Source organism: Cupriavidus mimosae, assembly GCF_023952485.1.
Lineage (GTDB): Bacteria > Pseudomonadota > Gammaproteobacteria > Burkholderiales > Burkholderiaceae > Cupriavidus > Cupriavidus taiwanensis_C.
In genome coordinates, this window is the sequence record NZ_JALHRY010000007.1 from 161309 (window position 1) to 173979 (window position 12671).

At 66.0% G+C, this 12671-nt stretch carries 14 protein-coding genes; 9 read left to right on the forward strand and 5 right to left on the reverse strand.

The features are described from left to right. The first annotated feature begins 19 nt into the window (after nt 1–19). Genes MKD50_RS15150 through MKD50_RS15160 form a run of 3 tightly spaced genes read left to right on the forward strand, consistent with a single transcriptional unit; the run spans nt 20 to nt 2800 of the window. A complete protein-coding gene (locus MKD50_RS15150; RefSeq protein WP_252667506.1) occupies nt 20–1159 on the forward strand; it encodes an aminotransferase class I/II-fold pyridoxal phosphate-dependent enzyme in 1140 nt (379 codons plus the stop codon). Beyond that, complete coding sequence (locus MKD50_RS15155; RefSeq protein ID WP_252667507.1) at nt 1137–1970, forward strand: hypothetical protein; 834 nt, start codon at nt 1137–1139, stop codon at nt 1968–1970. Before MKD50_RS15150 ends, MKD50_RS15155 begins: the two co-directional genes overlap by 23 nt. Further along, nucleotides 1967–2800 (forward strand): amidohydrolase family protein, encoded by an 834-nt coding sequence (locus tag MKD50_RS15160; RefSeq protein ID WP_115699745.1) that lies wholly within the window; start codon nt 1967–1969, stop codon nt 2798–2800. Before MKD50_RS15155 ends, MKD50_RS15160 begins: the two co-directional genes overlap by 4 nt. Here the strand turns inward: MKD50_RS15160 and MKD50_RS15165 are convergent. Next, nucleotides 2745–4109, reverse strand: a complete 1365-nt coding sequence (locus MKD50_RS15165; RefSeq protein ID WP_252667508.1) for a sigma 54-interacting transcriptional regulator — start codon at nt 4107–4109, stop codon at nt 2745–2747. The two genes, MKD50_RS15160 and MKD50_RS15165, sit on opposite strands and share 56 nt — an antisense overlap. A gap of 381 nt (nt 4110–4490) precedes the next feature. Further along, entirely contained in the window at nt 4491–5375 is an 885-nt protein-coding gene (locus MKD50_RS15170) for a LysR family transcriptional regulator (protein WP_115699747.1), read from the reverse strand. Nucleotides 5376–5502: 127 nt separating this feature from the next. Between MKD50_RS15170 and argC the strand changes: the two genes are divergently transcribed. Then, nucleotides 5503–6444, forward strand: a complete 942-nt coding sequence (gene argC / locus MKD50_RS15175; RefSeq protein ID WP_252667509.1) for an N-acetyl-gamma-glutamyl-phosphate reductase — start codon at nt 5503–5505, stop codon at nt 6442–6444. 77 nt (nt 6445–6521) lie between these two features. Here argC and MKD50_RS15180 read toward each other — a convergent pair whose 3' ends face one another. Together MKD50_RS15180 and MKD50_RS15185 are read right to left on the reverse strand one after the other, a co-directional pair. Continuing rightward, a complete protein-coding gene (locus tag MKD50_RS15180) occupies nt 6522–6701 on the reverse strand; it encodes a hypothetical protein (RefSeq protein WP_252667510.1) in 180 nt (59 codons plus the stop codon). Between the two features lie 16 nt (nt 6702–6717). Beyond that, nucleotides 6718–7980, reverse strand: coding sequence for an MFS transporter (locus tag MKD50_RS15185; protein WP_252667681.1), 1263 nt, complete (start codon nt 7978–7980; stop codon nt 6718–6720). 452 nt (nt 7981–8432) lie between these two features. Here MKD50_RS15185 and MKD50_RS15190 point away from each other — a divergent pair, with 452 nt between their 5' ends. From MKD50_RS15190 to MKD50_RS15205, 4 genes are all read left to right on the forward strand, one after another. Then, on the forward strand, nt 8433–8873 hold the full coding sequence (locus MKD50_RS15190) for an Hsp20/alpha crystallin family protein (protein ID WP_240071680.1): 441 nt from the start codon (nt 8433–8435) through the stop codon (nt 8871–8873). A 16-nt stretch (nt 8874–8889) separates the two neighbouring features. Beyond that, complete coding sequence (locus MKD50_RS15195; protein WP_240071681.1) at nt 8890–9297, forward strand: Hsp20/alpha crystallin family protein; 408 nt, start codon at nt 8890–8892, stop codon at nt 9295–9297. Between the two features lie 107 nt (nt 9298–9404). Next, complete coding sequence (locus MKD50_RS15200; RefSeq protein ID WP_115699752.1) at nt 9405–9971, forward strand: Hsp20/alpha crystallin family protein; 567 nt, start codon at nt 9405–9407, stop codon at nt 9969–9971. Between the two features lie 31 nt (nt 9972–10002). Then, a complete protein-coding gene (locus MKD50_RS15205; protein WP_115699753.1) occupies nt 10003–10386 on the forward strand; it encodes a hypothetical protein in 384 nt (127 codons plus the stop codon). A 120-nt stretch (nt 10387–10506) separates the two neighbouring features. On the opposite strand, the gene gstA is transcribed toward MKD50_RS15205, so the two are convergent. Beyond that, entirely contained in the window at nt 10507–11115 is a 609-nt protein-coding gene (gstA, locus tag MKD50_RS15210) for a glutathione transferase GstA (protein WP_115699754.1), read from the reverse strand. A 324-nt stretch (nt 11116–11439) separates the two neighbouring features. Between gstA and MKD50_RS15215 the strand changes: the two genes are divergently transcribed. Next, the gene (locus MKD50_RS15215; RefSeq protein WP_115699755.1) at nt 11440–12657 is read left to right on the forward strand and encodes a zinc-dependent alcohol dehydrogenase; all 1218 of its coding nucleotides are present in this window, start codon (nt 11440–11442) and stop codon (nt 12655–12657) included. Nucleotides 12658–12671 lie beyond the last annotated feature (14 nt).

The following is a 12671-nucleotide window of genomic DNA, read 5'->3' on the forward strand; positions in this document are numbered from 1 at the left end:
AGAGGAGAGGCAGGCGGCCATGATCGATTTCGCGTCGGCGCTCTACCTGGGCATGTCGCATCCCGCCGCGCAACTGGGCAGCTATGCGGCGCTCACGACCGGCACGCCCGCCGCGCTGGCCGTGTCGCCGCTGGCCGGCACGCTGGCGGCGCAGGCGGCGGCGCTGCAGGGTTGCGAGGCGGGCCTGGCCGGGCCGTCGACGCTGCACCTGTCGCTCGACCTGTTCGACCGGATCGGCCGCACGCATGCACTGGTGGCCGATGACACCCTCTACCCGGTGATGCGCTGGGGGCTCGAGCGGGTGCGCGGGCTGGGCGCCCCGGTCACGCTGTTCCGCCATGCCGACCTGGCCGACCTGGCGCGGCGCTTGCGCCAGGGCACCGGCACCCGTCCGCCCGCGGTGGTGACCGACGGCACGCGCCGCGAAGGTGCCCCGGTGGCGCTGAGCCGCTATCTGGCGCTGGTGCGCGAGCGTGGCGGTCTGGTGGTGGTCGACCACACGCAGCTGCTGGGCCTGGCCGGCGCGCAACCCGGGCCGGGACGTCCGTGGGGCAGCGGTGGTGGCGGGCTGCTGCGCTACGCCGGCCTGACGCCCGCCGAGCCGGTGCTGCTGCTGGCATCGTGGGCCAAGGCCTTCGGCGCGCCGCTGGCCACGTTGTGCGGCCCCGCCGCGCTGGTGGGCGAGATCGCCCGCGATGGCCCGACCCAGGCCCATTGCAGCGCTGCCTCGCAGGCTGCGTTGCTCGCCGGCCTTAACGCGCTGGCGCGCAACGGTTGCGACGGCGACGCGCTGCGCGCGGCGTTGCTGGAGCGGGTGCGGCGCCTGCGGCGGGGTTTGCGCTGGCTGGCGCAGCACCGCTTGCCGGACCTGCAGGCCAGCGTGCCGCTGCACCCCATGCAGCAGTTGCGGCTGGGGTCCGCCGGGCGCACGCGCGCGTTGCACGCGGGGCTGCGCGCAGCCGGCTTCCGCACCGCGTTGCTGCGGCAGGCTGAAGGGCGCTGCGCCGTGGCGGTGGTGGTGCGCGCCAGCCATGCGCCGCAAGAGATTGACGGCCTGCTGGCGGCACTTGCCTTGCTGGCGGGCCAGCCGGCCGCGCCGCGCGGGCGTGCGCCGCCGGCCTATCGGGAGAGCCTCCATGTTCAAGACTGCGGAAGGTGAAACACTGGAACTGGCGCCATGGCGCATGCGCCGGCTGCTGCGGCTGCTGGGGGAGGTACGCCGCTATCCCGCCGGCACGCCGCCGCAGGCACTGCTGACCGACCTGCGCCAGCTGGTGGCGCGTGCACGGCGCATCGGCACGCCGTCGCGCCGCGGCACGGCGCGGTACGAGAGCCGGCTGGACAGCGGCGACGCATTCGGCGGCGCGCACGGCGGCGCCTGCTGCCGCGCCTGCCTGCTGGCCCGGCGCCAGGCGGGGCGCCTGTCGCTGGTGGGTCTCAGGCTGGACCGGTGGCGGGCCCCGGCAAGCCGGTACGAGGGCGGGCCTGCGCTTGCCGAACTGGCGTTCGAGTCCGAGCCCAAGTCCGCCAACGTGACGCTGCAATGGCGGCGCTGGCCCAGCCTGGACGCCGCCGCGCGCGCCACGCGCGGTGGTGGCGTCTACCTGTTCCAGCGCGGCGCGACGCCGGTCTATGTCGGCACGGCAGCGAGCCTGCCGGCGCGGCTGGGCGTGCATGGCTGGTACCACGCGCGCCAGGGCAGCGCGCGCGCCGGCGCCTCGTGCACTTGCGCACCGCCGCTGACGGTATGGACGGCCAACGTGGCCAGCGCCGGCGAACGGGCGGCGGTCGAGCACGCCATCGTGCGCACGCTCGCCAACAAGGGCTTCGCGCTGGCCAATGACAAGCTGCGCGGCACGGTCACCGTCGGCAGCGGCCTGTCGATCCGCAACCTGGTCCCGGCCGGCATCCTCGCCGCCGGCAATGACCTGAGCTACGGCCCCGGCCAGCGCTTCGAGCTGTCGCGATGATCGTCGATTTCCATGTCCATGCCGGGCAGGGCGACGGCATGACGGGCCCGTGGGACACCACCGCGCCGCTGGCCGACTATGTCCGGCGCGCACGGCAGGCCGGCATCGCGCACTCGGTGCTGTTGCCGGTGTTCCAGTCGGACTACCTGCGCGGCAACCGCGACGTGGCGGCGCTGGTGCGCGCGGATCCCGGGCGCTTTACCGGATTTGCCATGATCCATGCCGAACGCGACCGGCACCGCGTGCATCGCATGATCGAGGAAGCGGTACTGCGGCTGGGCCTGCGCGGCATCAAGGTGCACCGGCACGATGCCCCGATCCACCGGCAGGTCTGCGATGCCGCGCGCCGCTGGCGGCTGCCGGTGCTGTACGACCCCGGCGGCGAGACCGGCCCGCTGCGCCTGCTGGCACAGACCCATCCCGAGGTGGCGTTCGTGTTCGCGCACCTTGGCAGCTTTGCCGACGACTGGGCGGCGCAGCGGCAAGTGGTGGACCTGATCGCGCGCTATCCCAACCTGTTCGCCGATACCTCGGGCGTGCGGCGTTTCGACGTGCTGGAGGAAGCGTTCCGGCGCGCCGGCCCCGGCAAGCTGCTGTTCGGTTCCGACGGCCCGTGGCTGCACCCCGGCCTGGAGCTGGCCAAGCTGCGTGCCCTGCGCGCCACGCCGGAGGCATTCGCGCGCATGGCGGGTGGCAATGCCTTGCGCCTGATGGCGCGGGTAGCGTTGCCGCCGCCAACGCCGCTCCGAAACAGCGAGCGCATCGGCCAGGGCATCACGCCGACGGCGCGGGCCGCACCTGCCGCCGCAACTGCAGCGCCCGCGGCGTGACCTGCAGCAGTTCCGCCGCGCGGCTGGTGCAGCCATGGCGGCTCTCGGCCACCTGCACCGCCATGGACTCGGCGATCTGGCCGATATGCTTCAGGCCGAGCCCGGCGTCGAGTGCGCCTTCGATGGCGTGCCGCAGTGCTTCCGGCCAGGGGTTGACGATGTCCGCCGCAAGTCCGGTCCGCAGCCCAGGCATGGGGCCGTCGAGCCCGCCCGTGCTGATTACCTGAAAGCCGCGCTGGCGCTCGGCCAGGCGCGACACCACATTGCGCAGTTCGCGCACATTGCCCTGGTAGTCGCGCGTCACCAGGTAATGCATGACCTCCGGCATCACCAGCGGCAGGTCCGGCCCGGTTCCGGCCAGGCTTTCTGCAAGGAAATGCCGCACCAGCAGCGGGATATCCTCGCGACGCTCGGCCAGCGAGGGCGCGCGCACGGTCCACTGGGTAATGCGGAAGTACAGGTCGCTGCGGAACCGGCCGGCCTGCACCTCGGCCTCGAGGTCGCGATTGGTCGCGCACGTCAGCCGGAAATCCGACTTGCGCCAGGTATCGTCGCCCACGCGCTTGTACATGCGTTCCTGGATGACGCGCAGCAGGCGCGCCTGCAACGGCAGCTGCAGCTCACCCACTTCATCCAGGAACAAGGTGCCGCCATCGGCCATTGCCACCGCACCGTCGCGTGCCGAGACGGCGTGGGTGAAGGCGCCCTTGGCGTGGCCGAACAACTCGCTGCCAGACAGCTCCGGGCTCAGCGTGGTGCAATCGACCACCACGAACGGCGCGCGCTGGCGCTCCGGATCGAGATCGTGGATCAGCCGCGCCAGCAACTCCTTGCCACACCCGCTTTCGCCCAGCAGCAGGCAAGTTCCGCGGCCATAGCGGCCCACCTGCGCCGCCGCGCGCAAGGTGGCGCGCCATGCCGGCGAGTCGCCGACGGCGCGCTCGCGCAACCACTGCGCATCCAGCACGTCTTCGATCTCGGCCAGGCGGCGCAGCCGCAAGGCCAGTTCCGTGAGCAGCGCGTCATGGTCCGGCGCGCAGACCAGGTCGCACAGCGCCGCGGGCCACCATGCCTCGGGGATGCAATGGCAACGGGTGGCGGCGGTGCATCCGGCGATAAAGGCGTCGGCGCGCGGCTCGGCGCGCAGCCAGCGCTGCGCGGCCTCGGTGACACGATTGCCGTCGGCTACCACCAGCACCGCCAGCATGCCGCGGGCGTCCTCGTCCAGCAGCAGGTGGTCCGGCAGTCCATGCTCGTGCAGATCGCACTCGAGCCGGGCACGATCGTCGTGATACAGCACTACGCGCATCTTGCCCCCGCACAAAGGGAGATCATCGGCAGCGGGGCTGCGGTGCGGGCGCGCTATCCGCGCATGCCATGCGCCGCGGCGCTGCCGGCCTGGATCAGGCGGCGGGCTGGGGGTGTCGGTAGCGATGAGGCCGTCGACGGCGTGTCGCCGTGAACGCGTCGGAGAGGATCGGCAGGCCGGGGCAGTCCTGTGCATGCAACCAGTTGCCGGAGCATCGCCTGCCTGCGAGGGAAACCTGAATTGGCCGCATGGAAGCCCCCCTTTGTTTTTGTCTCAGAATACTAGTCAGCCGCGACGGGGCAGGCAATATGAACTTAATTTAAGACTGAGATGCTGCGGCCTTACTGGCAGGCGGAGAAGTGGGAGGACCGGCGTTCGTTCCTACGGCAAGCGCAAATCCCACAACACATCCAGTACGTGTTGGGTGGAACGCTCGACGTACCCCGCACGATAGGCAATACCGAGCCGTCGCCACAACGCTGGCCGCAGCGGACGCATGACAATGCGATTGTCTGGCAATGGCGTAGTGGCCTCATGGGGCAACAGTGCCGCGCCATAACCTGCCGCTACCAGACTCTTGATCGCGTCGTTGTAGTTCAGTTGAATGCGCGGCGCGGGATGGTGCCCGGCGGTTGCGAACCACTCCGTAGTCAGGCGCGACAGACGCGTGGTCGCGTCATTGAGAATCAGCGGTTGGGCGGCGAGCCATTCCGGCGTAACGCGGGCCGGACAGCGCCAGTGCGCCGGCACAAAGGCCATCACCGGGTCGCGGCGCCAGGGCTTTATCACCAGTCCGGCCACCGGAGGCTGAGGCAGCGCGACCACCCCGATATCCAGCGTTCCATCCACCAGCCGGGACAGGGTTTCTTCCGAGGTATGCACGGCAATCTGGATGTCGAGGGCGGGATGGTGCTCGCGCAGGACCTCGAGCGCTTGCGGCAGCAGGTGCGCGATCACGCCCGTGGACGCGCCGAGTCGCGCACGTCCTTCGAGCCCGTCTACCTGGCGTTGGATATCGTCCAGCGCCTGCTCCGCGTCCGCCAGCAGCCGGCGCGCGCGCTCCACCAGCACGGCGCCGATCGACGTCGGCCCCACATGGCCACGCTTGCGCAGCAGCAGCGGCGCCCCAATGCGGTCTTCGAGTTCGGCGATATGGAGGCTGACCGTAGGCGGCGCCAGGTGCAAGGCGCGCGCCGCATCGGCAAAGGAACCACGGTCGGCAACGGCGACCAGGGTGCGCAAGCGGTCCAGGCTGAGCTCTCGCATAACGAAGTCCAGATTCAGGAAAACTGAATATTAGCTTTACGAAATTCAACTTTCTCTATTCTAGTCGTCCGCGCAACATAGAGGCTCGTCTTCCGTTCAACCCCACAGTCAGCGGAGTCATAAACGCATGAGCGCTCCCCTAGTTTTCATCGACGGCGACCAAGGCACCACCGGGCTGCAAATCCACGAGCGGCTGCGCAACCGCACCGACATCAGGTTGTTCACACTTCCCGCTGCGGAGCGCAAGGATCCGCGGCGCCGCGCCGAGGCCATCAACGCCTGCGACATCGCCATCCTCTGCCTGCCGGACGCCGCCGCGCGCGAGGCAGTGGGCGCCATTGTCAATCCCGCCGTCCGGGTGATCGACGCCAGCTCCGCGCATCGCACACAGCCGGGCTGGACTTACGGTTTTCCGGAAATGGCGCCGGGGCAGGCCGAGCAGATTGCAAACGCATCCCGGGTCACCAATCCCGGTTGCTATCCGACCGGTGCCGTTGGCCTGCTGCGTCCGCTGGCACAGGCCGGGCTGATACCGGCCGATTACCCGATCAGCATCCAGGCGGTATCCGGCTACTCCGGCCGCGGGCGTGCCGGCGTGGACGAATATGAGGGGCCGGGCGCTGCCAATGCGCCTGCATACCAGGTCTATGGCCTGCAGCTCGCGCACAAGCACGCGCCCGAGATCCAGCAGCACGCCTGCCTTGCGCAGCGTCCCATCTTCGTTCCCGCGTACGGATCGTTCCGCCAGGGCATCGTGCTGACGGTGCCGCTGGCGTTGCGGCAGCTGGCACCTGGGGTGGATGGCGCCACCTTACACGCCTGCCTTGCACGGCACTATGCGGATGCAACTCACGTACGGGTCTTGCCACTGCACGAAGCGGGCGCCCTCAGACACCTGGATCCGCAAGCGCTGAACGGTACGAACGACATGCAGTTGAGCGTTTTTCATAACGTCGAAAACGGGCACGTGCTGCTGTCTGCTGTGTTCGATAATCTCGGCAAAGGGGCTTCAGGGGCTGCGGTGCAGAACCTGGATTTGATGCTCAGGCGGCGAGAGGGGGTGAGTTAACGACTGGACAAAGAACCGCTTACCGAAGCTCCTCGATTCTGGGAGTTAGCATGAACGTCCCTTTCTCTCTATGCGCTTCAGCCTCCCATCCTGGGGAGGATAGTAGGAAGTCTGTGGCTGTAACGGGGGGTGGCGGCGTTCCTCATCATCCGCGGCTCCTCGTCGTCCGTTTCGCCATCGCAATCGATCGGGTATTTCAGCGCCGCGACCACCACGATTACGGCCAGCACCGCTGTGATCCAGTCCAGCAGGTCCACGTCGGCTTCCGATGGGTCAGTTGAGTGGCTTGATCCGGCGGAACGCGCGCAGCATCGCGAGGTCGTAGGCAATCTTCAGCAGGCCGCACGCGACCAGCGGCGTGCTGGCATAGCCGCCGGCCATCAAGGCGGCGGCAAGCGCAGGGCTCAGCGATGCCGCCAGGCTGCGCGGCACCGCGGTCAGGCTTGCCGCCGCGGTCCGCTCAGGAGGGGTGACAACTGCCATCACATAGGCCGTGCGGGTCGGCACATCCATTTGCGACAGCGCGCTGCGAGCCAGCAGCAAGGCCAGCGTCAGCGTCAGCGTTGGCGCGAAGGCCGCCGCGATCAGGCACAAGCTGGACGGGATATGGGTAAACACCATCGTGTTGAGCAGGCCGATCTTTCGCGCCAGCGGCACCGCCGCGAGCTGCGAGAGCGTCGTCAGTATTCCTGCCACGAAAAAGAACTGGCCGGTCGCGGCAGGATCCAGGCTGAAACGCTGCATCAACCACAGCGACAGCAGCGAATTGAGGACGAGCCCGCCCGCGAATGCATCCACGCTGAACAGCATGGCCAGTTGCAATACGATCGGACGCGACGGACCCAGTGGTGTGGTGGCCGTTGTCGCCGGGCCATGTGGGGGCGGAACGGGTACGCGCGCATAAAGACGCCATAGCAGAAGCCCCACAATCCCGTAGAACCCGAACATCAGGCGCATCGCATCGAGCGAGGATAACCGCGATTGCTCGACCAGCCATGCAGGTATTGCCGCTGCCAGCGCCCCCAGTGCGGACGAGAATGCGCCAATCAGGCCATAGCGGGCGAACAGCGCGGTCCGGCTGTCAGGCGACGCCGATTCCGCCAGTCGCGCATGTTCCAACGGCAGGAACACACTGACATCGCCGGAACCAGGGTTAAGCGTGCCGAGGAAGGCGATCAACAGCAGCGGCCACAGCGAGGAAAAACCTGCGAAGCCGAGGCCAGTCGCAAACATCAGGGCAGCCGCGAGCATCAGCAAGCGGCGTTGCGGGTAGTGGTGCCCGACGATCCCGATCAGGATCGTGGCGAGGGCGGAGCCGATCAGGGTCGCGCTGCTGATAAGTCCAACTGCCATCGAGTCGAAGCCAAGGGCCAGCAGATAGGACGGCAACAGTACGGCAATATAGCCATCACAGATGCCACGCAGCGCGCGGCCGGCGAGCAGCGGCAAGGCGTCGGTTTGGACGCCGGGGGGCAGCGCAATGCGTTCCAGCCAGTTACTGCCGGCGCTCGAGGGATGTTCCTTGTGCACGGCCATAGTTGCTGCAAGGTAGGAGTGGTCAAGCCCGGCGCTGCCATGCCGGCTTGTTGCATGCGATTCATAAAGACAGGAATCGGTGAACGCAGTCATGAGCGCATGTTAGAAGCCCGTATCGCCCATTTCAACGTTGTAGATATCCCTAGATTAGATCCTTCTCGCCACATTGATTGCCCGTGCCCGCGGGGCCTTCATGCCTTCAACAAGCGTGTCGACACACAACGAACGCTGCTGCACGCGCGCTATTCAGTCTCGCTCGTACGGTCTCGTCGCAGCCATAGGATGTTGCCAATGATGCACTTGAAATTTGGCTGACGAGTTAGTATTTTATTTTCGCTCAGGCAGTCGCGATGTCGCGCTGCGTGTTTCTGTTTGTGTGCGGCCAGCAAGGCTGGCGAACGGGAGCGCGTATGCCCCTTCGCCTCCTTGCTACGCCGAAGGAGGATACGACCATGAGTGACACAGTCTTTGGAGCCGACCTCTTCAGCGAACTAGACCGCCTGCAAAGGCAGATGGCTGAAATGTTTGGCGGCTTTCCTTCCAGCCTCCGTTCCGGACGTTTCGGCGCCTTTCCACCGGTGAACATAGGGTCGACCGATGACTCCATCGAAATCGTCGCGTTCGCGCCGGGCCTCAAACCTGAGAACCTGGACCTTTCTATCGACAAGGGGCTGTTGACCATCAGCGGAGAGCGTAGCCCATCAGACGCCGAAGGAGCGCCGGAAAGCAAGCGCTACGCGCGTGAGCGTTTCGTCGGCACCTTCAGGCGGGTGGTCGAGTTGCCTGAGAGCGCAGATCCCGACAAGGTGAAGGCGCACTACTCGAACGGCTGCCTGGCAATCAGCGTGGGCAAACGCGAAGCGTCGAAGCCTCGTGCGATTACCGTTCAGTAATGCAAAGGAGACTGCCATGGTCGAGATGAATCAAGTCGTAGCGCAGCCGGACAATGCTCTCGCGCAACGGCAAGACGACAAGACGACGCAGACCGTCACGGTGCTGCCGCCTGTCGATATTGTGGAGGACGCCAGCGGCGTCACCCTCTGGGCCGACCTGCCAGGTGTGACCCGGGAAAAACTGGATGTCAGCGTCCATGATGGAAGCCTTCGTATCGAGGCGGAAGCGGTCGTTCCGATGCCTTCCGGCCTGCGCGTCCAGCACGCGGAGATCCGGCAGCCGCATTTCGCCAGAGTTTTTACGCTGAGTCCGGACCTTGATGCCGCGAAGATTCAGGCGAATTTGCAGGATGGGGTGTTGAAGCTGACGATTCCGCGCCGTGAGGAAGCGCGTCCGCGCCGCATCGCTATCGATATGGCATGAGCTTGTGACCTTATATTGCCCAGGCGAACGCGTTATACCAGGGGGCGCGGCGTCGGTATCGCGCGTTCGCGTTTTGGGATGTATCTCTCGATCGTTGGAGGTGCAACATGAAAACCGAGCTCGGCAAGTGGAATCCATTCAAGTTCCTGCGGAAAACAACGGACGAAAAATCCCCGGCGGACAACACCGCGACCGGCGTTCCAACCAGACATCGCGGGGGTGAGTGGGCTGACGTCTCTCGCTTCTTCGCCGGTGAACCCTGGCGTGCGATGGGTGAATTCTTTCACGAACCGTTGGCGAATTTCGGCGGCTTGGACAGATGGTTTGGCGACTTCAGCTCTTCGCGTTTCCAACCGCGGATCGATGTAGTCGATGATGGCCCGGCGTTACGTATTACGGCCGAGCTGCCGGGCATGGACCGTCAGGACGTGCAAACTACCATCGAGGACGGCGCGTTGGTGCTCCGGGGCGAGAAGAGGCAGGACGTTCAATCCGAGGAGAATGGCTGTTATCGGTTGGAACGCTCATACGGAGCATTCATGCGTAGCGTTCCTCTGCCGGACGGACTGGACTTGGACAACGTCGATGCGAAGTTCGAACGCGGTGTCTTGAGCCTGAGTTTTCCCAAGACCGGCTCACCAACGCCAGCAGCTCGAAAGATTGAAATCAAATGACGTCTCAGCAAGCATTCAAAGGAAATTTGTTATGGAGTTTGATTCCGATTGGATGACCTTGGGCAAGCACCGCGTACGCCTCAGATGCGTACGCGGCTTTCCGACAGAGAAGGCGAGAAGTGTGGCTGAGGTAGCCAAGATTGCCATTGAGAACAATCTTAGTGCGGCAGCCCGCCTGGTTGAAGTCACAGCGGACGGCGAAAAAGCGTACACGATCAGCGTCGGCACGACCTTCCCGAAAGATAAGGCTGCTGCTACTCAGCTGGAGTTTGCGCTGACCACGTTGTTTGGGCTCAAACCGGAACAGGTGAACTTCGAGGTTGTGGTAGTGAGTCAAGCGGAGGTCGATCTGCACTTCGGCGTCTACGAACGAATGCTTGCGGAGAAGCTTGGGATAGTGCCACCGATTCAGTGAGCGCGACTCGACCATAGTGCGAATGAGAGGGTCCCGACGGCATCCCGATCATACGGCGCACTCCTGCGAAGAACGCAGGGGTGTGCCGTTGTCGGCATCAGGGCCTGCATAAGCCACAGGTCAACCAATCCCCTCATCCTCCAACGCCCGCCTCACCGCCGGCCGCTCACCAACCCTCTGCCGATACTTTTGCAGCGCAGGCCAGCGGTCAAGCGACAGCTTGAAATGATCCGGCCATCTCAGGATGGTGAACAAGTAGGCGTCCGCAACGCTGAACTCTCCCATCAGGTAATCCTTGTCCGCGAGCTGTGGATCCAGCCAGTCGAACCGTTGTGACAGGCGCGCCCACGTCGCCTCTTTCTGTTGCTGCGGCGTATCGGGTTTCCAGAACGGCCCAAAGCCCTTGTGCAGTTCGGACGAGATGAAGTTCAGCCATTCCTGCAAGCGATAGCGGTCGAGCGTATTGCACGGCGGAGCGAGGCCTTTTTCCGGGGCCTGGTCAGCGATGTACTGGACCACCACTGCCGCCTCGGTCAGCCGGTCGCCCTTATCGAGCTCCAGCGTTGGCACATAGCCCTTGGCATTGATGGTCTTGTAGTCGGCGCCGCTCTCGGTCTTGTGCGGCTCGGCGCGCAAGTCGACGCGCTCGGTGGAGAAGGGCAGGCCGGCCTCGATGAGGGTGATATGTGGCGCCAGGGAACATGCGCCGGGAGCGTAGTACAGCTTCATGATTGTGTCTCCTTGGTAATGTGCGCCAGCGTGGGGACGTCAGGTGGGATTTAGCAATGGACATGCCCAAGCCATATCTGTCTGCCTGGGTGTCGAAGCCAGCGGCACGCCATCACAACGGCGCGGCGTGTCCGGAGGGCTGCCCGCGGGTGGCTACGCGCGGCGGAATGGATTGCAAGGCGCGTAGCAGAAATTGCCAGACGGGCGCTTCCGGCGTCCGCTCCCTGCGCCGGCGCAGGGGATAGCCCTTGGGAATGTTCCTTGCAGCGGCGGTACTCCGACTGATCTCGCCGGAGGTGGCTCCGGCTTCATGTGGAGGACACCATGAAAGCGGTTGTATTTCACGGCATCGGTGACATCCGGCTGGATGATGTGCCGGAGCCGGTGATCGGGCAGGACACCGACGCCATCGTGCGCCTGACCGCCAGTGCCATTTGCGGCACCGACCTGCACTTTGTGCGCGGCACCGTGGAAGGGCTGGCGCCGGGCACGGTGCTGGGCCACGAGGGCGTGGGCGTGGTCGAGGCCCTCGGCGACGGCGTGCGCAACCTCAGCGTGGGCGACCGGGTTGTGATCCCATCCACCATTGCCTGCGGCTATTGCTCGTACTGCCGCGCTGGCTACTACGCCCAATGCGACAACGCCAACCCGCACGGCAAGCAGGCCGGCACCGCCTTCTATGGCGGGCCGGAGCAGACCGGGCCGTTCCAGGGGCTGCAGGCAGAGAAGGCACGGGTGCCGTTCGCCCACGTCAACCTGGTCAAGCTGCCGGACAACATCAGCGACGAGCAGGCGATCATGCTCTCCGACATCTTCCCGACCGGCTATTTCGGCGCTGACCTCGCCAACATCCATCCCGGCCACACGGTGGCGGTGTTCGGCTGCGGCCCGGTGGGGCAGTTCGTGATCGCGTCGGCGAAGCTGATGGGCGCGGGCCGCATCTTTGCCGTGGATGCGGTGGCCGACCGGCTCGACATGGCGCGCGCGCAAGGCGCCGAGGTGGTGAACTTCGATGCCGAAGATCCCGTGCAAACCATCGTGGAACTGACCGGTGGCATCGGCGTGGACCGTGCCATCGATGCGGTCGGCGTCGATGCCATGCACGCGCACCACGGTCCGGCGGCGCAGGATCCGTCCATCCCGGAAAGCGAAAAGGAGGCCGAGCGCCTGGCGCCGAACGCCCAGCCGTCCGCGCAGGGCAACTGGGTTCCAGGTGACGCGCCGGCGCAGGCACTGGACTGGGCCATCCGCGCTTTGGCCAAGGCCGGTACGCTGTCGATCATCGGGGTGTATCCGCCCACCGACCGCAGTTTCCCGATCGGCGCGGCGATGAACAAGAACCTGACCGTGCGCATGGGCAACTGCAACCACCGCGCCTATATCCCGCGGCTGGTGGAACTGGTGCGCACCGGTGCGGTCGATCCAGCCGCCATCCTGACGCGGCGCGAGCCGATGACCTCGGCGATCGAGGCCTACCAGGCCTTCGACCAGCGCCAGCCTGGCTGGATCAAGGTCGAACTGCAGCCCGGGTCGGTCCACTAGCCGTGGGGACCCGG